The following is a 24,611-nucleotide window of genomic DNA, read 5'->3' on the forward strand; positions in this document are numbered from 1 at the left end:
TCAGCGATGCGCGCGTCTAGCTGGCGTGCCAGTGCGGTGTGACATCAATCCAGTCGCCGAGATCGTCTTCCACGACTCCGGGATACCCGTTGGGCCACCCTTCCAGATTGGCCCGGATGAAGGGGTCCTGCGCGTTCCGCGCTCCCTCCGCATCCAGGCGGCTCACACGCTGCGCGTCGAGTTCCTCATTGATGAGCCTGACCAGTTCGGCACGCAGACCACGGCGGTCCTTGTAGAACGACGTCGGATCGATCTCCAACTGCGGCGGGAAATTCAGGCTCGCGGGTACGACGTCCTCGTCACTTAGGCTCTCAAGCAGGCGCCCCGAATACCCGTGCCTGTCGGACTGGATACGAACGGTGAACCGGCGTCCGTTTTTCTCATAAAAATGCACCCGGTGGTACACATCCTGCATCACGTCATCTGCCATGTCTGGTCTTCCTCTTCAACGTTTTCTTAGGCTCCAGCGAGGAAGGTCGCCGTCACCTTATAAGTGTCATACAGGCAAAAATTCAACACTGTAACCTCAACGTTCACCTGGTCCAGCGGGACGACTCCATTGATTATGCGATAGTAGAAGTACTCTTTCTGATTGCCGAGCGACTGACCTCGGTCAAACAATGACTCAAGATACTCCAACTGCTCCGCTTCATCCGGATGCTTCGTTGGCATCAAGAAATGCGGCGTAAGTATCATCTTACCAATGTGCTGCGTCTTGAATATCCAGTAATAGAGCGCGCGGGCGCCCATGGAGAAGTAATTGACAATTCTAGCCACATCGATTTCGACGGACACGGCGTCCTTCTCCTGGCCGGAAGGGGAAGTAAAGCGCACGGACACCGGGCTCTTCGTTGCGAGTGCATGAAGCGAGGAGCGCAGGCGCCCGTCTTTCACGAGTGCGTCCAACTCTTTCATCGCGGTAATCTCACCAAGTCCATCTAGTCGGTGGTGTATCTCCGCAGCCCTCACGCCGTCCGAATCTTCCTCTTCCAGCTTGGCTAGAGAACGCTCGAGCGAACGGGCAACAGCGCGTCGTGATATCTCGCGCAAACCCTCGAGATGCTTGACGCCGTCTGCTCGAACGTCTACCAGGAGCAATGTGCGGATGTATTCGTCGTCGGTCGATTTTGCTTGGTTATGCTCTGCGCACGATGGAACCACGATCAACCCCGACCGATGGCCTTTAGGGAAAAATGATTCCGGAGGGAAATGTTCCATTCCAACAGCGGGCTCATCGCAGCGGTAGCAAGTGTTGCCTGCTTGCGCCGGAACATCTTCACACATAATTGATTCGCTCTATAGTGCCGGCGGCCGGGGTTTTCCGTTACTTGACGACATCTAGTCGGTAGTAGTGACGCGTAACAGCATCGCGGCTAGATCTTCTTTCGTGAGAATCAGCTCGCATAGCTTACGTGGCTTCTCGTTACTGTCGAGCGTCATGACGTCAACGGCCATAAAAGATGCTCCGCCGACGAGCGTTGCCTGCTCCGGGAATTGCAACCATCGCGACGAAACTTGGCATTCAACCTTGCCGGCGATCAAATTTCGGCGCCGCCTCCTTTCAGCCGATCCGGGGAACCGTTTGACATTGCTCATTGTGTGCAACTCCTCGCGTTCACGTATCAACTACCATTTATACCTGTCGGGTATTTCGCATGTTTTCCTTGGTGTTCGCCAACGTCACCCTAAGTTGCCGCGCACGTCTATAGCGCAATGCAGCGCTTGTCGCAACTGGTTGGTCTGGCCGCCACCGAGATATTCATTCTCTTGCGGTTCGCATGCCACCCGCGCTCGGTCCAACGCTTCTTTCGGCTCGTTCTGCATCAGGAGCGTCGTCGCGTGGCAGAAGTATTCCCACTCGTGAACAGTCGCGCGCCGCGCGTGCTCGTCTAGTTGATCGAACAGTCGAGTCATCAGCGTAGAAACGACCTTTCCTTGATCAAACCGCGGCAAGTTATCGAACTCACCACCAACGGCCAGGTCGCGCGACGCCGCCTCGAAATCCAAATATTTATGCATTATTTAAGACCCTATTTTCTTTCAATGCCAGCGGCACCAGCGTTTTCCTTGGTGCCGGCCACGCCGGCGATTTCCTTGGTGCCAGCAGTGCTGGCTTTTCCTTAGTCCACAGCGACTGGACGGCTGTTCGAGCCGCACTGAGTATATATACTCAATGAGTACTGTCAGGCGCTTTTCGATCGATGCTCTAGGATCTCACGCACGAACTTCCAGACCATCTCTGGCATCGTCCGAAACTCGCTTGAGTCAGACGCCAGAAGCCAGTTATCCAGAGCTCTTTTCTTCGCGCCGATCCGGTCTGCAAATTGCTCTCGTGTCATGTCGAGCGTGGTCATTGCCTGACGCAAAAAATCCTGCTGAGATTGTGGCACGCCCTTCTTCACATTCACCTCCAAAATATACTCACGGAGTATATTAGCTCAGTGTATGAAAAAAATCGAGCGTGATCTGGATATCGGCATCTCGTGGAAAAGCTTGGGCCTCATTGCGAACGTCGCGTTACAGGCCAAGCTCAATCCTAGCAACAGATTCAAGCATCTCTCTATCCGAGACATCGATGTACGGCGACACGTGGTCCAAATGCGCGTGTCCCAACAGAATCTGGACCGTTTCAAGGGATTGTCCGTTCGCCACAAGACGAGTCGCAAACGTCCTGCGGCCGGTGTGGCTGCTATAGCCTGCCCCGAGGCCAGCGGCGCGGTAGAGGCCTGTTATGTAGCTTTGCAGGCTATCGGCGGCCCAATACTCCGTTGGCTCGCCGTCCGAGTTGATACGCCGTTTCAGACTCAGCTCGAATGGGCCGCCCTTCTGCGTCAGGATTAGGCGCGTTCGTGGCATCAGACCGCGAAACTCGCTCCGATCCAAGGAGACGCCGTCACCACGGCAATATCGCCATTCGACATAACGGTCGAATGTCTCCACGGCGCGCGGATGCGCGAGAAATACGCAACGTGCCCGACACCCCTTGGTGATGCTGCCCGGAAGCGCAACTTCCTCTCGGCGGCTGCCAGACCTGGCGATGACATGATGGACTTCGAGCCTCGCGATTTCTGTCACGCGCATACCGCACGTGATGCCTAGAAGGAGGATCAGTGCATCGCGCTCAGGAAAGCGACTCGTCGCTTCGGTGACACGCAGAAGGTGGCGGAATTTTGCGGGGGTGAGGACTTTGGCTCGCTTGGGTTCCATGTTTTCGGATCTCGTAATACGCACGTTTTTAAGCTTCGTTACGAGAGAGAAAACGCCGGGCGCTCCTTTTCAGTGTAATCCGCGTAAAGCCTCGCCTCCTCGGAAAAAGCCACCAATCACGGTCAGCGCAGGCGTGCCATGTATCTCACGGTCCAAACAAGGCGGTAGTGAGGCCGCCCGACGCCTAGCAAGCGCAACACCCGCGCGCGTGAGCCCGATATAGAGGAGCGCGTCGACGGTCTGGTACTGGCGCGCGGCGTCGCCCTTCGCTTCGTGGGTACTGGTTGCCAGACTTGTGTGGCCGAGCAGCGATTGCATATCGCGCATCGTGGCCGGACTGCGACGGCTTCGGTGGCGTGGGTCGCGTGCCACCCAGCGGGCGAGTATTGACCCGCTCGGGCGGACGGGCGCTTCACCGCGCCACACATCGCGCCGCGCGGGCGGTTGCAGACGATCGATGAGGCTGCGTACGGGGTGATTCGCCACCCTGTGGCAGCGTGCGGTCGGTGAAACGCGATCTCTCGCAACGTGACGCGTGGAGCGGCTTTCGACTGATTCTCGGGAGCGCTGGCATGAAAGTTGATTGCAGATGCCAACGTCGGATGGTTAGAAACGACGACGCCGCGACTTCCCGATGAATCGCTAGACTCGATGGAGAAATCGATGAGTTATGTAGCTAAAAAATCAGCGAGCACCTTTGGCAAACTCCTCTATGGTGAAAAACACGCAGCACCGCTCTATGCGGATCTGAAGAGCCATGCCCTTCAAATCCACCAGAAACGCACTAAAATCGCACAGCAGAGCAATCCGAACGCCTTTCACAAGATCAACACGATGGCGGAAAGCCTGCCCGCGAGCACGACAGAGTTCTCGCTGGTCGACAAGCGCATGCACAACGGGAAAATGACGGATTTTGTTCTGTATCCTTCGCCCTCCGTCGTCGATACGCGACAGACCAGCGCGAGCACGGTACCTGTCGTTAGCACACACCATGGCCCGGGTTACATGGAAGCGATACAGGTTGGGGGGAAAACCGTCCATCATGAATCGGTGAAACAGCCGAGCTGGTTGTCGAGCCTGCCGTATTTCGGAAGTGCTCCCGTGACCGACCAGGCATTGCTCGACGAAGCAGCCCGCAGGCGCGGGAAGCACATACCGAAACTCTAATTCTCGGACCACTGGGCAGAACGAATTCGCCCTGTCGGCCTAGGCGCACGTCGCGCAGCAACTGCTCCAGCTCGGCAAGATGGCCGGGCGATACGGCAGGAGCACTCTCGCCGTCCGCGTGTGACCGCAGCCGATTGAGAATCATGGCCACGGCGCTTTGACTCGAGAGGAAGTAGGTATCCATAGGCTGATCGCAGGATAGGCCGATGCGTTAGCGATGGCGCCCCTCTACCGCTCGCGCGCGAGTCCGGCGTGGAACTTCGCCGCCTCGATGCGCTGCCGGCGCTGCTCGGCCGTGACGTAGACGGACGTGGTTTGCAGCGACGCATGGCCGAGCAGTTGCTGGACAACGTCGAGCGTCATGCCGCTGGCCACCGACTGCGTGCCGAACGTGTGCCGCAGACTATGCGGGCTCGTGCGCGCCAACTGGCGGCGCTCCGGCTCGCTCAGATCGCCCATCGTCACCTGCAGGCGCTTGAGCACCCACGCTACCAGGGTCGCTGCGCCGCGCACCGAGTAGCCTGCCGCGTCGGCGCCGCCCTCACCCGACTGAAACTTCGTTTGTGCCCGCAGTGTTCTCGGTATCACCAGCGGAGCGAGCAAGGCACCGGCCGCCTGGTCACTGTCGAACTGGCGGCCGCGGTCGGCCCAATGCGCGCGCAGCGCGGCCACGCACACGTCCGATACCGCGACGAACCGCTCTTTCCTTCCCTTGCCGATCACCTGCAGCCACCAGGTCGCCGGCACCTCGCCGTCGCAGGGTAACCAAGCTAGCTGCTCGCGACTCGCCGCTGCCGCTTCCGATACGCGCGGGCCCGAGTCGCCCATCAGGAGCAACAGCGCCCAGGCTGCGCGCCATCGCGCAGCCTGGGGTGACGGACTCTGGCTCCAGTTGGCCATCTCTGCGCGAACCCGCGTCCACAGGTCGAGCGGCAGCGCACGGTCGACACGCAGCAGCGCCGCACGTTTGACGGGACGCGGATCGGTCACGGCCGCCCAGGGATTGCCGGCCAGGTAGCGAATGCGCACCAGCCAGTCGAACGCCGCTCGGATGGTGCGGATCGCATACCGCTGACTGTCGAGCGACATTGGCGCGTCGCTGAACGGGCGCCAGCGGCGCGAGCCGTGCGCAGCACGCGGCCCACAGAAGGCGGCCGACGGGCTTGCGAGAAACGCCTTGTAGGCCTCGCAGTCCTCGACCATCAGCGACGATAGTGCGGTCCCGCGCTCGACCACGCACCAGAGCAGCAGGCGCTCGAGTTCGCGGCGGTAGCTGCGCAGCGTGTTGGACGCGTCGGTGTAGCGGTTCAGGAAGGCTGCGAAAATCCATCACCCCACACAGAAGTTGACCCGCCGTCGCCCCTCATGGATATTGCTCGGGTGCCAAGCCCCGCGCGCCCATCCAGCCTCGGCGGCAGCATCTGATCGACATCGAATCCAACAAACCAAAGAGAGAACGCAGTCATGATCATGATTCCGACCGAAAACCTCATCGGCATCGCCGTCATTTCCCTGGGCATGGTCCTGACGCCCGGGCCGAACATGATCTATCTGGCTTCCCGTTCGATTTCCCAGGGACGGCTCGCCGGCATGATTTCGCTGGCCGGCGTCGCGCTCGGCTTCGTCTGCTATCTGGTGGCGTCGGGGCTCGGCCTGGCCGCACTGTTCAAGGCCGTGCCGCTGGCCTACGACGTGGTGCGCATCGGCGGCGCACTGTATCTCGGCTATCTCGCCTGGAACATGCTCAAGCCCAAGGGCGTGTCGCCGTTCGAGGCACGCGAACTGGCGCCGCACTCGCCGCGCCGCCTGTTCACGATGGGCTTCGTCACCAACGTGCTGAACCCGAAAATCGCCCTGATGTACTCGGCGCTGATTCCGCAATTCATCAATCCGGCGGCCGGCTCGACGTTCACGCAGTTCGTGCAGATCGGCGTGGTGCAGATCGCCATCTCGGTGTTCGTCAACGGCATGATCGTGCTGGCAGCGGCACGCGTCAGCGGCTTTCTCGGCAAGCGCCTCTCGGCGATGCGCGCCCAGCGCTGGATCGCCGGCACCGTGCTGGGCCTCTTCGCCGTCAACATCCTGGTGCGCGGCAAACCGGCCGCGTAACGCCAGGCGCGCCGGCTTCGGCCGGCGCATCACACAATGCATGCGATTCGCGACGCGCCCGGAACGGCGCTCCCCGTTACGCCCCCGTTCCCGGCGTCGCCACCATGAACGCCTCGTCGGTCGGCACGCCCAGCGCGGTCACCAGCCGATTCGTCTCCGACGCCATGCCGATGATCGCCAGCATTTCCGCATATTCCTCGTCGGTCATGCCCTTGGCCCGCGCGCCGGCCGTGTGCGAGTGAATGCAATACGCGCAGCCGTGCGCGATCGACACCGCCACATACAGCATTTCCTTCGTCTTCGGGTCCAGCGCGCCCGGCGCCATGACTTCCTTGATGCTTTCCCAGGTGCGCTTGAGCGTCTTGGGATCGTGCGCCAGCGCACGCCAGAAGTTGTTCACGAAATCGGAATTGCGCGTGGCGCGGATATCGTCGAAGACGGCTTTCGCGGCCGGCGACAGTTCGTCGTCGGCAAGCAGCGTTACGGTGGTCATTACCTGGCCTTTCGAAGAGGTTTCAGTCGAGATGTCCGGCTGGCGCGGCGCTAAACGAGCGCGCCAGCCGGCAGAGCCGACATGGTAGACGGTGCCGCGTGGCATGGGCGGCGCGCGCGTGGTTCGAGCGACGCGGCGCCCCATCACCCGCCCCCTTCCCCCCGCCTCCGCCAAAACGGCCGATCCACCCAACGCGTCTCCATCCGGTAGCACGCACTCAAATTCCGCAGATACGCATCGCGAATCCCGTCGATATGCTGCCGATATGCGTCGAGTGCCGCCGGCACGCCCTCGACGTCATGACGATAGACCGCGTCCGCACCGGCCAACCCGGTATAGAGCGCATTGAACAAACCCTGCGACGACAGCGGATCGAACGCGAGCGCGGCATCGCCCACCGCCAGCCACGCCTCACCCGCCACGGCCGCCTGCGTGGCGGTGTGCGCGGCGCAAAAGCCGTATGCGCCATCGGGACGAAACCCGCACGCATCGAGCCGGCCGACCATCTCGGCCAGCTCGGGCATGGCGGCCAAGCGCGCCAGCAACGCGTCGCGAGAATGGGCGCTGCTCGCGTCGGGCAGATCGGCATCGGTATAGAACGCCAGCACGCGGCCGCGATCGGGCAGCGACGCGGTGTACCACCACCCGCCCGGTTCCGCGTGCAGCTCGTTCGCGTCGCCGTCGTTGCCGGTGCTCGAGCCCGCATCCGTCCCGAAGATCCAGCCGCAGACAAGCCGATCCAGCGGCTCGCGCCCGCCGCCGAGCCGCCTGCCCAGCACGGCGCGCCGCCCGCTCGCGTCGATCACGAGCCGCGCCCGGGCCGCGACCGGCCGGCCGGCGCGCAGCAAATCCAGTTGCCAGGTGCCGTCCGGGCCGCCGCTGCGCTCGATGCCGCGCACCGCGGTATCCGCGACGATCGCCGCGCCGCGCCGGCTCGCCTCCTCGCGCAGCCATGCGTCGAAGCGTGGCCGATCGAGATGCCAGCCCGGGCCGTCGAGATTGCGGATCGCATCGGTATCGGCGAGCTGCGCGCCGCCCCAGGCGCTGCGCAGATACCGGCTCGGCGCATGGCCCTGCGCGACGAATGCGTCGTACAGCCCCATGTCCCGCAGCAGCCGGCCGGCGGCGGCCGGCAGGTTTTCGCCAATGCGGGCCGCGCTGGCCCCGCCCTTGTCGATCACGAGCACGCGCCGGAACGGCGCGAGATTGAGCGCGGCGATCGCGCCGGCCGGCCCGGCGCCGATCACCGCCACATCCGCCGTCAATACCGGCGAAGCGCTCAACGCAGCAGGCCGTGCGGGAAGCGCCGCACCTTCTCGATCGTCATCAGATCGACCGAATCGGCGCTCGCGTAGGACACCGCCCCCACCTGCGCCGCAGCACCCGACACATGAGCGCTCGCCTCGACAGCAGCCGTCCCGGCCTTGAGCCTGCCCTTGCCCTCGGCCTTCGGATCGTCGCTCGCCCGGGCGCCGGTCAGGCTGACGTCCTTGATCGGCACGTGCTGATCCTCCACCTCGACGAGCGCGGGAAAGTGCGCACGATCCGACGGCCCCTCGCGCACCTCCACCACGCCCAGATGATCGAAGTGGGCAATCATGTTGTTGATCTGCTGCGTGTAGCTGGTCGAGCCGAGCGGATCGATCCACGCGGCGCGATTGGCGAAGGCCGCGAGCCGCTCGCCGAGCGGGCGCTTCTCGTCCATCACGATGTCGTAGTTCTCCCGGGTCAGCACCTGGTTCGGCACGCGCGCCGGCCAGAACGACGGGACGTACGGATCGTAGGTCTTGTCATAGCCGGAACGGCAGCTCGCGGTATCGGTCTGCCACGGCACCGCCATCCAGCGCGTGATGCCGCCCGCCTGCTGGCCGGCCATCGGGCCGTTCGGCAGCGTCAGCGCATCGCCGGTCAGCACCTCGCCGAGGTTCGGGGCCTGCCAGCCCTCCTTCGCGTGGGCGAAGCGGAACGGCGCGACATACATGCTCGCGTAGCGCACCGGCCAGGTCATTTCGCAGCCCGGATGGAACGCGTCGGCCAGACAGAAATCGAGCGCGGCCTGGGTCAGCACGTCACCGCGCCGGGCGAGCGGATAATCCTCCAGCTTGGCCGGGTGCCGGTGCTTCGGATCGTAATCCTCGATGAAATTGCCTTCCGCCCAGGCCTGCAGCATGGCGAGCTGGGTGGCCGACAGCGTCGAATTCTGGCGCGGCGTGTTGGCGGCCGGCACGGCCATCGCATCGCCGTAGAGCCAGGGCCACGGCTTCGGCGACGCGCCGTCGATCGCCACGTTGCGGAACTGCAGCGCGATGGTGCGGCGCAGTTCGACGAACGCGCCGCTCGCGCTAGACAGGCGGCCCAACGCATCCTCGCTGGTCAGATCCACCATGCCCTTCCAGCCGAAGCCGGCCGCGAACCCGGCGTTGACCCACTGCAGGCCGTTCAGGCGCTCGAAGATCGGCAGGATGTCGTGCGTGAAGCTGGGCCGCGCCGGCATCGGCAGCATCGCGGTCCTGATCGCCAGGTCGCGCATCAGATCCCACATGGTGCGTACCGACTTGCGCTGCGGCCCGTAGTTCGGCGGCGCCACCACTACCCACGCGGGCGTGACCAGCAGCGGCTGCTTCTTGTAGGTGACGGTGGCGGTCACCGGGCCGTCGGACACGTCGTCGTGCCAGCCCTCGTTGTTGCCGAACGTGACCGCGCGGCTGCCGTCGTACGAGGCCGACACGCCATGCCCGCCGAGCACCACCAGGCGGCCCTGGTCGTCGGTGCGCAACTCGCCGAGATACACCGGCTTGTCCATGAACTTGCCGTCGTCGAAACGTTGCACCGCGGCGCCCTTCTTGCCGGCGACCTTGCGCGCCTTGGGCGTGATCGAGAGCGCGGCGCGGTCCGGCACGCCGGGGTTGCGCAGCGTGGTGGGCGGTGCGGAAGCGGCCTCGGGGATATCGAGCGCCAACTGGAAGCCATACCAAGCCGCCTTGGTGTTCGCGAGCTGCACCTTCCATTCGATGTCGGCGTTGCCGGCGTGCAGTTCCTCGACGATCTCGCCCTTGGCATTGACGCCATACACGCGAAAACGCGCCGCCTGCCGCTTCAGGCGCTGCTTCGCGTCGCGATAGAACCCGGCCGCTTCGGCCGGCGGATACGGCACTTCCGGCCCGATGAACCAGTCGTCGCTGGTGCCGACGCGCGCCACGCCGATCGACGGGTAGATCACGGCCTTGACGATGCAGGTATCGAGCGGCGCCGGTGCGGGCGCCGCCTCGCGCGGCTCGGTCGGGTCCTGCAGCGGCTGGCCGTTCGCCTCGTGACGGGCACGGGCGCTGGCCGCGTACACCACCTTGCGCGCCTCGGCCAGCGAACCCACCGGCTTCTGTACCTCGGGCACGCGCCAGATGTTGAACGCGAGCCCCTGGCCGTATTCGGCCTGGCCGCGCGCGCCCACGTCCTGCTGCGGCAGCACCAGCGTGCCGACCTGCACGTACGGGCTTTCCGATTCGGGCCATTCGACCGTGGCGCGATCGAGCGGCATCGTCTGTTTCGCCGGATCGGCCGGCTGCGGGGTACGCACCTGCACCATGAAGCGGAAGCGGTACTCGCGGCTGGCGAGGCGCCGGGCCAGATCGGTCGCCAGGTAATCCGCCTCGTTGTTCGGGACGTTTTCCGGTCGGGTTTCCGGTTCGAGCCGGTATTTCACGTACTGCACGTCCTTGCCGCCCTTGCCGGCCTTGCCGGCCTCGAACGGCAGGATCGCCCAGTAGTCGGCGGTCAGCACGCTGCCTTCCACCTTGGCCATCTGGTCGAGAATCCGCTGCGTTTCGGGGTGTGCCTTCAGATAGCCTGGGTAGTCGTTCGCCACCACGCCGGCGTAGGTGAACGCCACCATCTCCTCGGCGTTGTCGACGAAGAACACCGGGTGGTTCTGCATGATGAAGTCGGCCGTGTCGCCGCGCTCGCCGAGCGCATTCTGCCCCGGCACGCCGAACAGCTTGATGCCGATGCCGAGCGTCGTCTTCAGGTCCGCCGAGGCGGGCACCGTGTCGCTCGAAAAGCGCACCCACGCGTTGAGGGTGCCTTGCGCGAACGCGCCGACTTTCAGGTGCTTGGGAATCTTCTTGTCGATCTCGAGCCGCGCATGCGCGACGCCATGCAGCTTGCGGAACACGGCCCGTTCGGCCGGCGTCTGGCCGTTCTTGATGCGGCGCGCCTGCGCCACACCGACGAACAATTCGGTCAGGCGCTCGGTGCTTTGATCCTTTTCGGTAAAGCAAGGGGGAATCGCGTTGTGAAGCGCGTTGTTCTTCTTTTCCATGTTTTCCTCGGAATGTCTCGATCGCGTTGAATGCCGCGCGCCTTCGCTGCCCGACGCGCAGGCAAGGAACCTATTCAAATCATTGATTCGACGCCGTCAATCCCTCACGCCCCGGAGCCGCCTGCAGGAAGGATCAGCAGCGAAGCTTACCGATTAATCGTGAAACTTCAATATGAGAAAAACGTTTGCCCGTTAATCGATATAACAAAATAATTTCACCGATTTTGTTATCGAAAATCGATTGAAGAATACGATCGCGATGCCGTTAATAACGGGCTGATCCAACGGGTATGACGGGATATCGCGCAGCACGCTGCCCACGTATCCAGCACGCTCGGGGTAATTCCTGCCGCCGGTTCCCGCGGCCGCCACTCACCCAGGCTGTTTGTAAGCCACCACCTCGCCCCAACGCGCCTGCCACGCCCATCCGCATTCGCATATCGCACCGATATGGGTGCGTGCGCAAAAGCATATTGGACACGCCCCGCACTCCCCCGTAGCCTGCGCGGCAGGATCGACGGCAGGCTGCCGCTTCGCTCGGGGCAAGCGCGCAACGTCGCCGGATATCGCCGCGCCGTATATCGCCGATATCGCCCTGCCACGAGCGATCGCACCGAACGTCGAGCGGGATCGGCGCGGCATCGGAACGTGCGCGCCGTATATCGAGGCGGCCCCATCGGCATGACCCGGAGGCCGCCGGCAGCATCCGGGTCGCGCAGGCGCAACGCCGCGCACCCGAACGGAGGCAACGTGATCGACAAGCAGTTTTCCCGAAAGGCGGCCCGGCTGGCCGCCGCATGCGGCATGGCATTCACGCTCGCGGCATGGCTCGCCGCCTGCGGTGGCGGCGACGACAACAACGGCGGACAGGCCGCCGCCTCGTCCAGCGCGACATCGTCTTCCACGTCGTCGGCGTCCGCCGCCGGCGTGCAGCACATCCTGTTCGTCGGCGACAGCTTCACGCACGGCCGCTATGCGCCGGTGCGCCCCTATCATTCGGGCGGCGCGGCCGGCTCCACCAGCGCCTCGACGCTGGTGGTCGACGAAAACTACGGCCAGACCGGCGCGCGCGCCGAGCTCGAAACCGGGCCGTGGGGCGGCATTCCGGCGATCTTCGCGCAGCTCGCGGCCGAGGCCGGGTTGCGTTACGACGTCCATATCGAAGCGATCTCGCAAACGAGCCTCGCGAAGAATTTCGCGGCCGCCCCCAGCGTGATCGCCCAGCCGGGCTGGAACGCGGTGGTGTTGCAGGAACTCAGCGTCAAGCCGTTGCCGTCGGCGCTGACCGGCTCCAGCGTCAGTAATCCGAAGGATTTTTGCGCGAGCGTGAAGACAATCGAGAGCGCCGTGCACGGCGCGGCGCCGCATGCGAACGTGTATCTGTACGAGCCGTGGGCGCGCGGTGATCTCGCACAAACGCTGGCCGGCAGCACGAGCGCGTCGGGTTTCGCCGCGCAATATCAAACCGCGCTGAACACGCTCGCCGATGCGAACCACGACGCGTATTACAACGCGGCGGCTGTCGATGGCGCGATCGCCGGTGTCGCGCCGGCCGGCGAGGCGTGGCGGCTCGCGTGGAATCAGGGCGTCGCGAATTCCGATCCGTTCGTCACGACCAGCGCGAGCCTGCCGCTGCTCTGGTACGGCATCAACGCCGTCAACGATCCGCAGATCAGCGCGCCCGACTACATGCACCCGAGCGTGAACGGCGCCTATCTGGCCGGCCTCGTGCTGTTCACGCAGATCACGGGGGGCGATGCGACGCGCTTCGGCGCCGCCGAGGTGGCCGCGCAGCAGCTCGGCATTCCTGCCACGCTGGCCGTGCGATTGCAGCAGATCGCGGCGCAGGCCGTGGCGCAGGAAAGCGCCGCGCTGATCAACAGCACCGCGCCCGCGCCGTGCACGCAATCGCAATGAGCGCAAAGGCGGCGACTGGCCGGGCCACTCGAATGGCGTCCACGCCTGCTTCTGGTTGAGGTAGTGAAGCTCGCGCCCGGACAGCACGAATTTCATGTCGGTCACACCCGGGGTGGGCACCGCCTGCAATTCATACCGACGCGGTGATGACGGTTCCGCCATGCTCGGTCGTGTCGCCGAGTCGGATGAGGTTGATCATGATTGGGGTTCTTTAAAAACGGAGGCGGGTTGTTTCGGGATTGGAGCTTGGGTTTGATCGGCAGGCGGCTTGCATCGTCACGTTTTGTCCTCGTAGGCGACCAGTTTCCACATGACGTCTGTCGTCAAGCGGCGTTCGCCCATTACGCGATCAAGCAAGGCCAGCGGACGCGGTTCGTAATAGTCGATCATCGGCAGTTCGTCGCCCTTTTTGAAAATCCGTGTCGTTTCAGCCTGAAGGCCCGGGCGAAGTTGCGCACACCAGACTCCGCTTTCGGGACACTGCGTTCCGGCTCGCGCCGTTGAGCCCAATGGCAATCGAGCGATTAATTCGGGCGACGCCGCTGCCCTCGAAATCTGGGCATCAGCCGAAAGCGGCCATCCGGTCTCGGGATTCAGGTTTTTTTCCTTTGCCAATCGGTCGATCAATTCTTCCGATGGTTTGGGCGGCACTTGGGCATGCTGCTTTTCCCATTCGAACGTACCGTCCCATGTTGGGAGCTTTGCCGGCGGCAGCGGAACGATCTGGTCGATGTCAGGAACTTTCGGGTTCGCTAGTTCGTTGGCTCTCAGAAATTTCCCGATCACCTGATAGCGACGCGAGCGCTCGGAATCGCTACGCAAATCAAGATATAACGCTCTATCAGTGACAAGAGGATCTAAAAAAGATTTCTCAAGGGCCAAGGCAGATGTGCTATTTCCTGCAGCCACGCTTGTTTGAAAAGTAAGCGCGGCCTCACGGAGGTTATTAATGATTTCGAAATATAATGCCAACTCCAAAGCCGCACGTCCGTGCCCTTGATCAGCCGCACATTTCAACATTTTAATGGCCACATTCGGCGCCTTATCATGAGGAGCAAACAACTGCGAAACATAATACTGAGCACCGGCATTTCCCAGATTGGCGGCCTTCCGAATATACTTCAGCGCCAATTCTTTGTTTTGCTTCAGTCCATATCCTGAATTTAGGTAATAGCCGATATCGTAGTAACCTATCGGAATATCTTGAGTGACTAGCTGACTCGCCCACTCGACTGCTTCGTGTGCCGCATTCGGAGAACTGGCCATGCCATGCGACACCAATTGCTGTACGTTGTGATTGGCCTTGTAATGACCATGTGCGGCAGCGATCCTGAAATAACGTGCAACGTCGTCGAAGTTTTTCGGCCCATCGTGCGTCTGTAAATAACGGCCATAGCGGAACAACGCATCAACGTCCGAATCGATGGCAGGTAGTCGATCCGCTTCGCGGCTACAGGTGAACGCCAGATTGGCGCGTACGCCAGCAAGGTCAAACGATCCGGGCAAATCATGTTCCTTCGAGCAGGCGGATAAACTCGCAATTGCCAGAAAAATTAAAATGGTGAGATTTCTCAAAATAACATCCCCTTCTTTTTACGCGCGCTTAAGCGAGACTGCCGAGCCCGATCGGCGCGCGCGAGTGCATGCGGAATCAATTCGATATCGTCACGTTTTGTCCTCATAGGCGACCAGCTTCCACACAACGTCTGTCGTCAAGCGGCGTTCGCCCATTACGCGATCAAGCAAGGCCAGTGGACGCGGTTCGTAAAAATCAATCATCGGCAATTCGTCGCCCTTTTTGAAAATCCGTGTCGTTTCAGCCTGAAGGCCCGGGCGAAGTTGCGCACACCAGACTCCGCTTTCGGGACACTGCGTTCCGGCTCGCGCCGTTGAGCCCAATGGCAATCGAGCAATTAATTCGGGCGACGCCGCTGCCCGCGAAATCCGGGCATCAGCCGAAAGCGGCCATCCGGTCTCGGGATTCAGGTTTTTTTCCTTTGCCAATCGGTCGATCAATTCTTCCGACGGTTTGGGCGGCACCTGAGCGCGTTGCTTTTCCCATTCGAAGGTACCGTCCCATGGTGGGAGTTTTGCCGGCGGTAACGGAACGATCTGGTCGACGTCGGGAACTTTCGGGTTCGCCAGTTGGTTATTCCTTAAAAACTGAGCGATTATTCGATAGCGACGTGACCGCTCGGGATCTTTTGGCACGTCGAGAGCGAATTGCTTATCAATCGATTCCGGTGACAGGAAGGCCTTTTCAAGATTCATGGCGGTCCCGCTGACTCCTGCGGCCACGCCTTTCTGATAGGCCAGCACGGCGCCATCAGACCTCCCTATATAAGCCAAGTGGATCGCTAACTCGTAAGCCGCACGGCCGTGCCCCTGATCGGCGGCACATTGGCGCATCTGCCGAGCAATATTCGGTGCTCGGTCATTGGGCGCAAGTAATCTGGCGACATAGTACTGAGCATCCGCATTGCCAAGGTCGGCAGCCTTTCGGATATATTTCAGCGCCAGCTCCTTATTCTGCTTCAATCCATACCCGGAATTCAGGTAATAGCCGATATCGTAATAACCCATCGGAATACCCTGACTGACCAACTGACTCGCCCACTCGACTGCCTCGTGTGCCGCATTCGGTGAACTGGCCATGCCATGCGACACCAATTGCTGCACGTTGTGGTTCGCCTTGTAATGACCGTGTGCCGCCGCAATTCGGAAATAACGCGCGACTTCGTCGAAATTCTTCCGGCCATCGCCTGTCTGCAGATAGCGCCCGTAACGAAATAACACATCTGCGTCTGGGTCCAAGACAGGCAGGCGATCCGCTTCATGGGTGCAAGTGAACACTAGATTGGTGCGTACACTGGCGAGGTCAGACGATCCTGGCAAATCGTTCTCCTTCGAGCAAGCAGATAAGCTGGCTATCGCCAGAAAAATTGAAATTATTATTCGCATCACGTCCGTCAATCTAGATAAGAGCGACTCGGATCATCCCGACTAAATTCAACCAAAGATGTCGATGGCACACCCTTCGCATCTCTTTTCTCCTTATTTATCAACATAACATCACTCCACTCCTCAAATGCAACACCCGCATCCAACCTCCCATTCCCATCCTTCTCCCCCACCGCCTTATCCCCCCCATGAATCCTCCATATCTTCTCCCGCAGCGGCTGCGTAACCCGCATGGACTCGTGGCAAATATTCAACTCACTATCCACCTCCATGCTACGCAAATTGACATTCGCCGAGCCATGCGTAACGAACACATCGTCGATAATCATCAACTTCGAGTGAATATAAACTTCGTCCCACGTTTTACCTTTCGGTGCATCCGGTGGAACAAGGGTACAAATATGCACATTGAGCCCGGGAATATTGAGCTTCTCCGGGTTCTCGGTCTTGGCCTTTTCCAGTTGAACTTCCAGGCCGCTCACCCGCTGAGCGGCTTCCGCAGCATCCCGTTGCGCAGCGATCAAATTGTTCACGGCATACTGCCCCGAACCAGAAAACGGATCGACCCCCACCCGCTTTGCACGCTCATATGCGAGATCGGCCGTTTTCTTCGCTCCGAGTGCTTCCTTGTATTGCTTCTCCAATTCGTCCGAACGCTCCAATTTCGACACGCCTGGCAACACATCCGCACGCCCCAACGCATTGAGCATATGGTAGGTACTCACAGTACCCAAACCAATCCCGTCGTTGCTCGAATTCGTCACGACGAACAAATAAAGCGGCGTCTTGCGCCCACCAGCCTGATACGCCTTGATCAGATTGGTCAGCTTTTCAGCCAGCGGCGGAAATCGGAAAAATTGATTCTCGATATAAATGAAATTGGTCACATTGTTGACCGCTTGCAGGTAAAGACGCTCGATGTCTTTCACCCCACGCTTGGCATCTTTCACGCCCTCTTTCTTGACTTGGGGCTGAGTGCGCAGGATCTGCGCCATCACCGGCAAATCGTCTTTGCCGCAGCGAAGCAACGGGGCCTTCACCGATCCCCGCTGCTGTTCCAGCCGTTGTCCCGTCGTTGCATCCCATGCCTGACAGAAATTCTGGTTCAAATCGATCAGAATCGGCCCCGTGACACGAGCGGAAATATCCTGCCGCGGCAGAAATCCGTTGCGTCCCATTTTGGGATGCATGCGCGTATCGCCGTGGCGGCTCGTGTCCCAGTATTCGTCGAGCGTGTTGTGCCCCATCACAAAACCGGTCGCCAATTCCGGATGCTCATAATCGACCAGCACCATTTTTTGATGGTGTGACGGCGCCAGCCCCATTGCGACGCTATTCTGGACCTTCGATTTGACGCTGCGCTCGCTGTATTGACTGTCCGTCGCCGTTCGCCATCCAATTTCGGCGCGCTCGATCATGGTGAAATCCCGCGTGGCGAATTCGATATGGCGGAATGCCGGGTCACGAAACGGCAACTGCGCGCGCCTGGCTTCATATTCCATACCTTTTGCCACGTAATTCATCGGAAACTGATACAAATCGGCCCCCGTCGCATCGGTTCCCAACCGATTCTTTTTATCCAGCTTGACCTGCCAATACCACCACAAATCAAACTCTCTTTGAGCTGAATTCCGATTGTCGGGTTTTTGTGAAAATCGACCGCCAGGCATCATGTTTTCCATGAATTGCGCCACATGGAATTTATCGCCCCATACCAATAATCGAATCGTCACGTTGCGTCGCGCCCGTTCGAGCAGCAACGCCCCGATCGACAGCGAGCCTTGGTTTGACGACCCACGCTTGAAGTACATCGACGGCTGGAACCCCCAGCAGACAATCTCGACGCTGTGTTGCGCCGTGGCAATCGCATCGTAGACAGCGCCGAACGCCTCCTCGCCGTTGACCAGCGGCAAGTGCGTCGCCTCCCTCGCCTTGTATTCCGCGCCTTGCACGTGATGCGGCAACGTCAAGGTCGCCGTATCGCCACACGATCGCGCAATCGGAACGGTAATGGCTGCCGGCTGACTCATGACCGGGCCTCCGCGTTCGGAGCGTCGGTATCGGGATTCAGCAAGCGGTAATACTGCAGGCGATGGGCGGCACGATCAGTGCCATCGCCGTTCTCGCCTTGCTCGAAGAAATGGAAGCCCTGATTGGCCAATTGCCCATTGGCCGCATCGCCGCGAAATGCCTCACCGACAGGAATGTCGTAGGCGACCCCATTGGCGAACTCGAGCCGATAGGATTGCGTGCCCGGGCGATGATCGATGACAATCCGCCCGGTTGCATCGGTGATCCCTTGCGTGACCAACGCGCCCTGTGCGTACAGCTTGTACGGTACATCCTGCGGAATGGCCGCCATGGCGGACGGCGAGGCTGCCAGATTCAACACCAGGCGCGCGGCAGGCAAACTGTTCCGCAGCGCACTGCCGACTTGTGCCGAAGCGGGGCCTGGCTTGTTCCACGACGCGCACTTCTCGAGAATGTCCCCCGGTGTGCCGTTCTCGATGCCATTGGCGTCGATCCGGATATACGAGCCGCCAGCGCCGATCCACACCTCCTTCGCGGCCGACAGCACGAGCCGGCCCTCGGCGCTGGTGATGGTGACGTCCTTCAACGCCGCCAACGCCATGTCGTCGGTTTGCGCCTGGATGGCGACCTTCCCCTTCGCGGCGAACAACTTGATGCCGAGTTGGGCAGCGAACAACGAGACGGCCTCGCCGGCAGCCACCGTGAATCGCTTCATGACGCCGATATCGGCATTGCCGCCCGCGTTTGCGATCAGGTTTTTGCCGGCCGTGAGCTGCAGGTGGTCGCCCGATACGATCCCGACGCCGGCCGGTGCACTGATCAGCACGCCAGCTTTTTTCAGTTCGCCCAAGGTTTCGTCCAGCAGGACTTTCTGCCTGGCGTAATCGGCAGCGACCGCTTCGGCGGCTTGCGCCGCATCGGCGAGCGACTGCATCTGCTGAAGCGCAAGCTCAAGCCGCCCTTGGGCTGGCCGCATGTCGAGTTGCGGCCCGCTCGGCACCGACAACATGTCGGCGGAAATGAAAACGCCCTTGCCGCCCCGGATCGCCACGTGTTCGTCGGTACGAAGCTCCGCTCCCTTGCCGCGCGCCTGGTGGTTGTCATCGACCATGTGGCCGAGGTTGAGCTCGCTCGCCCGATACGGCGTCGTGAGGTGAACGTGCTCGACGCCTCTCTTGTCCTCCATCCGCAGCTCGTTCCTCGCGGCGGTGCGGATCAGGTTCCGCGTGTGGTTCTGGCTCGTGACGAGATCGGGATGCAGGCTATCGTGCATGGCTCCGATGATCACGGGCCGGTCGGGATCGCCGTGCGTAAAGACGACCGCCACCTCCGCCCCGTCGATCAGCGGGAAGTGATGCCCGTAGTTGTCGCCGCTGTACGGTTTCGCGAACCGCACCGGCCGGCTGGTGCCGCCCGGGCTCCATCCATCGAGGTCGAACGGCAGCTTGATCACGTACCACCCCTGTTCGGTCAGATACGCGTAGGGGTAATCGCCCGGAGAGGTGATCCGGGCCGGCAGGACGCCACCGATGGAGGGTCGATCGATCGTGGCGACCGGCGTGCGCCACACGCGGTCCGACGGCACGCCCTCGAAGGTGACCCAATACGATTGATCGCGGCCCCCCTGCGATTGCACCGACGTCACGAAAATCCCATGCTTCGCTTCGGCCGGATTCGGCGCGAGCCGCATGACTTCACCGGCTTCGAGCCAGAACGGATTGCCGGTCCCCTTGAAGGTGATCTGGTTGGCCAGATGTGCCTCGTGACGCCGGCGTGCCCGGCCCCGACCTTCCTCGGGTGTGGCGTAGTGCTCGCCCCACTGGTAATCGATGCCGCTCGTCGTCGGGTCGTTGCGCGCCGCGTTTTCCTCGACCAGCAACGAGACCCCGGCCTGCCGGTGGTTGTAGTCGTGCAGGCGCACGGCTTCGGGTACCCGCCTGGTCCGCTTTTCGAGCGTCTTGATCGCATCCTGGCCTGAACTCTCGAGCCCCGCGTCGCGCAGGTACGACACCGTGCGCTGCTTGCGCGCATAGGCATCCAGATCGTCACCCAGCACGAGCACCGCGTAATCCTTGCTCTGCTCCCAGCGAAACCACAGCCCTTCCTCGGCGCAGAGCCGTTGAATGAACGCGAAGGTCGTCTCGTGATACTGGGTGACGTATTCACGGCGCTTGTATTGGCCGCGCAACTGGAACCGGAAATCGACTCCCGCCCGATAGCCATGATGGCGCAGCGTATGAGTGACGATCTCCTCGATCGATTGATTCTGGAATAGCCGGCTCGTGACGCCCCGGTTCAAATCGGCCAGCTTCGGTTCGAGCAGAACCCGATAGTGCGTCTGGTCGCCCGAGGTGCCGCACTCGTCGAACTCCGTGATGACGCCGTGGATCGTATAGGCCGGGGGCACCTTGATGAACTGTTCGGCGTTTTCGCCGAACATCCTTTGCAGATAATCCCTGTTCGGATCGACCGGCGCCACCACGAATTTGGCGGGACGACCCACCACCTGGCCCATCGGAATCGCTGCGATCGGGCTCGTGAATTCGATGTGGTAGCGGTATAGCTCGCTCACGGCGTCCCGGCCCGTAAAGCGGAGCACGGACATGGGTGCCGGATGCGACGCCAGCTTCAACTCGTACGCCTGTGACATCAAGTTCGTCGACATGCGGGCCTCTCGGATTTTTTGGATTTTTTGCGTCGAAACTTCTATGACTTTATTTTATTGAAAACTCGAATCGTCATTTTCTCGCGAGGCATATTAAACGGATCAATCGCAATTCGTCAAAGAAATTTGATAAATTAAATAAGATAAATAATTATAGATAAGTCATTTTTAAGAATTAACCAATTGATAAATTCAAAATCATCTTGTAGGCGAACAAATCTCATTAAAAACATTTGAATGAATTCCTGGCCCTCGGGCACGCAGGATGCTGCCTACTTCCAGGCACCCCCTACCCGGAGACCCCCATGCCCCCCATCCAAGGCCCTGCCCGCAACACGCGCCGCCGCCTCGGCGATTGGCTCGCCGCCGAGGAACAGCACATGACCGCGTACCGGCGGCAACTCGCCCACGATGCGTACGCGCAGGCCGGCGCGCATCCGCGTTCCGCCGTGGTGGCCGAACTGGCGGCGCTGTTCGAGCGCGATCCGATGCTGCGCATGGGCTTGAGCCGCGCGATCGAACAGGCGCGGGAGGCCGGCTATGGGCTCGGCTACGCGACCATCGACGACCTCATGACGATCCTCGACTCCGTGTTGCGCTACGCGCCGCCGTTCAGCGAGACCGGCCTGATCGTGTGCCCCGTCAATGCCCTGCTCGACTGGCCGATGTGCATGCCGGCCGGCTATGCGCTGTTCCGCGACGAGGCCGTCAACACGCAACTGGGCAAGCTGCTGACCACCTGGTCGGCGTTCCTGTCCGGCCCGCACTCGCGCACCCATCTGCACGACAGCGGGCCGGACGGCTGGTTCTGCCACGAGGCGCGCGAGCGGATGCGGCTCGACGAATTCATCTGCCGACCCGACGAACCCCATTGGGGCTTCGAATCGTGGAATCACTTCTTCACGCGGCGCTTTCGCGACGGCGCGCGCCCGGTGGCGGAACCCGGCGACGCGCGCGTGGTGGTCAACGCCTGCGAGGCCGCGCCGTACCAGATCGCCGGCCGCGTGCAGCGCCTCGACGATTTCTGGATCAAGTCGCAGCCGTATTCGATTCGCGACATGCTGACGCCCGCTCAGTCGCTGCTGGCCGAGCGCTTCGTGGGCGGCGACGTCTATCAGGCCTACTTGAGTGCGTGGAATTACCACCGCTGGCACGCGCCGGTCGGCGGCACCATCACCCATGCCTATCGCGTGCCGGGCAGCTATTTCTCGGCCGCCGACGTCGAAGGGCTCGATCCGTCCGGCCTCAACGATTCGCAGGGCTACATGACGGCGGTGGCCACCCGTGCGGTGGTGGTGATCGAGTGCGAGGACCCGGGCATGGGGACGGTGGCCTGCGTGTTCGTCGGCATGGGCGACGTGTCGTCGTGCGTGATCGACGCGTTCCCCGGCCAGCGCGTCGCGAAAGGCGACGAAATCGGCTACTTCCAGTACGGCGGCTCGACCTACTGCATGCTGTTCGAGCCGGGCGTGGTCGGGCGCTTTCTCGTGGAGGCCGCGCCCGATCGGGATTCGCCGGTGCTGCCGGTCGGGGCCGCGTTGGCGATCGCGCGTTGAGCGGAAACGTCGGGGTCGATCGCGCGCTGCCCGGGCCGCCGGGCGGCGCGTTCGGTTTCGACGAGATCGTCGCGGCCGGCGCTCGGCAGCGCGGGAACATTGGGCAGGACGATGCGGCGGTCAGCCGGATGGATTCGATCACGCGGCAGAACCCGGCGCGCGGCTAACAGGCCGCCAAGGCGGCGCAGGCGTTGAGCGAGCGATTCGGTCGCGACGCGCATATCGGCCTGGCGCGCCGGCCAGGCGATACGGTCAGCGGTCAGCGGTGACGCAAGGTCATGCACTGACCGGCAACGGCGGCACGCGCTCGGGGTCGCGCAGCGGTTCGGGCGGGATGCCGGGCAGATCGTCCTGGCCTGGCGGATCGACCGGGTCGGGATCGGGAAACGGCGGAATATGGGATGCGGACATCGGGAACCGGTGGTTCGCTGTCATGGGAATCGCGTTCATCGTTGCTCCTGTGAGGATCGGGTCGCCCCGGCCATCGGCATCGGGCGAGGCGGTCACGCGCGCCGGCCGGTCTTTGCTACACGCTTTGTAGATTCTGCCCGGCCGGCGCAGTCGATCAGTTGCCCTGCGCGGCGCTGCCGCCTTGCCCCGGCATGCCCGGTGCCGGGTAATGCGGGTTTTCGCCGCGCGCGCCCTTGGGCTTCTTCGTGTGGGGCTTCATGCCGTTGCCGCCGGGGCTGGCGCCCTGCATCGGCTCGGCGCCCTGGCCCGCCACGCCCGAGGCCGGGTAATGCGGGGTCTCGCCGCGCGCGCCCTGCGGCGTGTTGGTGGCGGGCTGCATGGAGCTTTGGGCGTGGACGGCGGGGGATGCGGCCAATACGGCGGCCAGCGAAGCACCGAGGGCGGCGCGGAGCAAGTGCGGGAGGATCGGCTTGACTGATTGCATGGTCGGTTCCTTACGATCGTGGTTGAGGGTTGAGGAACCGCCAGGGCACGCAAGACGCGTTCCGCGCCAAAACGCGCGCGCGGCGCGATATTTGCTTGGGTCATGGGCACTCGGTCGGAAATGGTGGCGTGCGCAACGTTCCTCGCGCGCATCGCACCCTTCCCACCATCCGCGACGGAGGAATCTCAATGCTTCATGAAACGCTGTGGTATCTGATGGTCGGCGGCGTCCTGATCGTGGTCGGCGTGACGAGTTCGGCGCTCCATCGGTTGCCATGCAGCACCGCGATGATCTATCTGGCGGTGGGCGCGGCCCTCGGGCCGGCCGGGCTCGGCATGATGCATCTCGATCTCGGGCGCGACGCGAAGCTGCTGCGGCAGATCGCCGAGGTCGCGCTGCTGGTGTCGCTGTTCGCGATCGGCCTGCGCCTGCGCGTGGCCGCGCTCGACCGGCGCTGGCTGCTGCCGGCGCGGCTCGGCTTCATCGCGATGATCGTCACCGTGCCGCTGCTGGCGGGCGCGGCGGTCTGGCTGCTCGGCCTCGGATGGGGGCCGGCCCTGCTGCTGGCGGCGATGCTCGCGCCGACCGATCCGGTGCTGGCCCACGACGTGCAAGTGCGCAACCCCGGCGACGTCGATCTGGTGCGTTTCGCGCTGTCCGGCGAAGGCGGGCTCAACGACGGCATTTCGTTGCCGTTCGTGCTGGCGGGCCTCGCGCTGTGCGGGCACCTCGACATGACGCAAGGCGCCGCACCGGCCTCGCTGCCGTTCCTGCTGCACACCGCATGGGGCATCGTCGGCGCGCTCGCGATCGGCACGGGCCTGGGCTGGATCACCACCCACGGCATCACACGGCTGCGCACGCATCATGCACAGGCGCTCGGGCTCGAAGGCTTCTTCGCGCTCGGGCTGATCGTGATCGCGTTCGGCGTGGCGCAACTGGCCGATACGTTCGGCTTCCTGTCGGCGTTCGCGGCCGGCGTGGCGATGCGGCGCGTCGAGCATCGCGCGAGCGGCCCGAGCGCGCCGACCGAGGTGATCGGCTCGGTCGATTCGAACGATATCGGCGCAACCGAGCAGGACCCGCAGCGCGCCCACGCCTACATGACCGAATCGGTGCTCGGCTTCACCATCGAACTGGAGCGGATCGCCGAGGTGGTGATCATGACGATGATCGGCAGCCTGCTCGCCACGTTCGTCGTGACGCAGTTCTCATGGGCCATGGCCGCGCTCGCCGCCGCGCTGATGCTGATAATTCGGCCGCTCGCGGTAAGGCTGTCGCTGGCCGGCTCGCCG

General features: G+C 62.4%; 22 protein-coding genes and 1 pseudogene. 6 read left to right on the forward strand and 17 right to left on the reverse strand.

Going from position 1 to position 24,611, the window contains the following annotated elements; translation table 11 throughout:
• Positions 1-16: 16 nt before the first annotated feature.
• The 6 genes from ACYP33_RS16825 to ACYP33_RS16850 form a co-directional block, all read right to left on the reverse strand.
• The gene (locus ACYP33_RS16825) at positions 17-430 is read right to left on the reverse strand and encodes a hypothetical protein (protein WP_459622903.1); all 414 of its coding nucleotides are present in this window, start codon (positions 428-430) and stop codon (positions 17-19) included.
• 26 nt (positions 431-456) lie between these two features.
• The gene (locus tag ACYP33_RS16830) at positions 457-1,218 is read right to left on the reverse strand and encodes a hypothetical protein (protein WP_459622904.1); all 762 of its coding nucleotides are present in this window, start codon (positions 1,216-1,218) and stop codon (positions 457-459) included.
• Between the two features lie 120 nt (positions 1,219-1,338).
• Positions 1,339-1,596 carry a hypothetical protein gene (locus ACYP33_RS16835; RefSeq protein WP_459622905.1) on the reverse strand — a complete coding sequence of 86 codons (258 nt, stop codon included), beginning with the start codon at positions 1,594-1,596 and terminating at the stop codon, positions 1,339-1,341.
• Positions 1,597-1,680: 84 nt separating this feature from the next.
• Positions 1,681-2,019, reverse strand: a complete 339-nt coding sequence (locus tag ACYP33_RS16840) for a hypothetical protein (protein WP_459622906.1) — start codon at positions 2,017-2,019, stop codon at positions 1,681-1,683.
• A 164-nt stretch (positions 2,020-2,183) separates the two neighbouring features.
• Positions 2,184-2,402, reverse strand: coding sequence for a transcriptional regulator (locus ACYP33_RS16845; RefSeq protein ID WP_459622907.1), 219 nt, complete (start codon positions 2,400-2,402; stop codon positions 2,184-2,186).
• A gap of 115 nt (positions 2,403-2,517) precedes the next feature.
• Entirely contained in the window at positions 2,518-3,207 is a 690-nt protein-coding gene (locus tag ACYP33_RS16850) for a tyrosine-type recombinase/integrase (protein WP_459622908.1), read from the reverse strand.
• A 663-nt stretch (positions 3,208-3,870) separates the two neighbouring features.
• Here ACYP33_RS16850 and ACYP33_RS16855 point away from each other — a divergent pair.
• Entirely contained in the window at positions 3,871-4,374 is a 504-nt protein-coding gene (locus ACYP33_RS16855) for a hypothetical protein (RefSeq protein WP_459622909.1), read from the forward strand.
• Between the two features lie 228 nt (positions 4,375-4,602).
• On the opposite strand, the gene ACYP33_RS16860 is transcribed toward ACYP33_RS16855, so the two are convergent.
• On the reverse strand, positions 4,603-5,463 hold the full coding sequence (locus tag ACYP33_RS16860; protein ID WP_459622910.1) for a tyrosine-type recombinase/integrase: 861 nt from the start codon (positions 5,461-5,463) through the stop codon (positions 4,603-4,605).
• Between the two features lie 381 nt (positions 5,464-5,844).
• Here ACYP33_RS16860 and ACYP33_RS16865 point away from each other — a divergent pair, with 381 nt between their 5' ends.
• A complete protein-coding gene (locus tag ACYP33_RS16865; protein ID WP_459622911.1) occupies positions 5,845-6,483 on the forward strand; it encodes a LysE family translocator in 639 nt (212 codons plus the stop codon).
• A gap of 76 nt (positions 6,484-6,559) precedes the next feature.
• Here the strand turns inward: ACYP33_RS16865 and ACYP33_RS16870 are convergent, their stop codons facing one another.
• From ACYP33_RS16870 to ACYP33_RS16880, 3 genes are all read right to left on the reverse strand, one after another.
• On the reverse strand, positions 6,560-6,976 hold the full coding sequence (locus ACYP33_RS16870; protein WP_459623173.1) for a carboxymuconolactone decarboxylase family protein: 417 nt from the start codon (positions 6,974-6,976) through the stop codon (positions 6,560-6,562).
• A 143-nt stretch (positions 6,977-7,119) separates the two neighbouring features.
• Entirely contained in the window at positions 7,120-8,259 is a 1,140-nt protein-coding gene (locus ACYP33_RS16875) for an NAD(P)/FAD-dependent oxidoreductase (RefSeq protein WP_459622912.1), read from the reverse strand.
• Complete coding sequence (locus tag ACYP33_RS16880; protein WP_459622913.1) at positions 8,256-11,291, reverse strand: LodA/GoxA family CTQ-dependent oxidase; 3,036 nt, start codon at positions 11,289-11,291, stop codon at positions 8,256-8,258. Before ACYP33_RS16880 ends, ACYP33_RS16875 begins: the two co-directional genes overlap by 4 nt.
• A gap of 750 nt (positions 11,292-12,041) precedes the next feature.
• Here ACYP33_RS16880 and ACYP33_RS16885 point away from each other — a divergent pair.
• The gene (locus tag ACYP33_RS16885) at positions 12,042-13,208 is read left to right on the forward strand and encodes a hypothetical protein (protein ID WP_459622914.1); all 1,167 of its coding nucleotides are present in this window, start codon (positions 12,042-12,044) and stop codon (positions 13,206-13,208) included.
• A gap of 42 nt (positions 13,209-13,250) precedes the next feature.
• Here the strand turns inward: ACYP33_RS16885 and ACYP33_RS16890 are convergent.
• From ACYP33_RS16890 to ACYP33_RS16910, 5 genes and pseudogenes are all read right to left on the reverse strand, one after another.
• A pseudogene (locus ACYP33_RS16890) lies at positions 13,251-13,370 on the reverse strand (hypothetical protein); the annotation flags it as partial.
• A 114-nt stretch (positions 13,371-13,484) separates the two neighbouring features.
• On the reverse strand, positions 13,485-14,783 hold the full coding sequence (locus ACYP33_RS16895; protein ID WP_459622915.1) for an SEL1-like repeat protein: 1,299 nt from the start codon (positions 14,781-14,783) through the stop codon (positions 13,485-13,487).
• A gap of 90 nt (positions 14,784-14,873) precedes the next feature.
• On the reverse strand, positions 14,874-16,169 hold the full coding sequence (locus ACYP33_RS16900; protein WP_459623174.1) for an SEL1-like repeat protein: 1,296 nt from the start codon (positions 16,167-16,169) through the stop codon (positions 14,874-14,876).
• A gap of 8 nt (positions 16,170-16,177) precedes the next feature.
• Positions 16,178-18,199, reverse strand: a complete 2,022-nt coding sequence (locus ACYP33_RS16905; protein ID WP_459622916.1) for a phospholipase D-like domain-containing protein — start codon at positions 18,197-18,199, stop codon at positions 16,178-16,180.
• Positions 18,196-20,865 carry a type VI secretion system Vgr family protein gene (locus tag ACYP33_RS16910; protein WP_459622917.1) on the reverse strand — a complete coding sequence of 890 codons (2,670 nt, stop codon included), beginning with the start codon at positions 20,863-20,865 and terminating at the stop codon, positions 18,196-18,198. The genes ACYP33_RS16905 and ACYP33_RS16910 overlap by 4 nt, the downstream gene beginning before the upstream one ends.
• Positions 20,866-21,170: 305 nt before the next feature.
• Here ACYP33_RS16910 and ACYP33_RS16915 point away from each other — a divergent pair, with 305 nt between their 5' ends.
• Together ACYP33_RS16915 and ACYP33_RS16920 are read left to right on the forward strand one after the other, a co-directional pair.
• On the forward strand, positions 21,171-22,421 hold the full coding sequence (locus ACYP33_RS16915) for a phosphatidylserine decarboxylase family protein (protein ID WP_459622918.1): 1,251 nt from the start codon (positions 21,171-21,173) through the stop codon (positions 22,419-22,421).
• Positions 22,418-22,588, forward strand: coding sequence for a hypothetical protein (locus ACYP33_RS16920; protein ID WP_459622919.1), 171 nt, complete (start codon positions 22,418-22,420; stop codon positions 22,586-22,588). The genes ACYP33_RS16915 and ACYP33_RS16920 overlap by 4 nt, the downstream gene beginning before the upstream one ends.
• 109 nt (positions 22,589-22,697) lie before the next feature.
• Here ACYP33_RS16920 and ACYP33_RS16925 read toward each other — a convergent pair whose 3' ends face one another.
• Both ACYP33_RS16925 and ACYP33_RS16930 read right to left on the reverse strand, forming a co-directional pair.
• Positions 22,698-22,871 (reverse strand): hypothetical protein, encoded by a 174-nt coding sequence (locus tag ACYP33_RS16925; RefSeq protein WP_414445239.1) that lies wholly within the window; start codon positions 22,869-22,871, stop codon positions 22,698-22,700.
• Between the two features lie 115 nt (positions 22,872-22,986).
• The gene (locus tag ACYP33_RS16930; protein WP_459622920.1) at positions 22,987-23,316 is read right to left on the reverse strand and encodes a hypothetical protein; all 330 of its coding nucleotides are present in this window, start codon (positions 23,314-23,316) and stop codon (positions 22,987-22,989) included.
• Positions 23,317-23,504: 188 nt separating this feature from the next.
• Between ACYP33_RS16930 and ACYP33_RS16935 the strand changes: the two genes are divergently transcribed.
• Positions 23,505-24,611, forward strand: a 1,107-nt coding sequence (locus tag ACYP33_RS16935; RefSeq protein ID WP_459622921.1) for a cation:proton antiporter domain-containing protein, incomplete at its 3' end; no start/stop codon positions are given.

Source organism: Burkholderia sp. 3C (genome assembly GCF_054589155.1).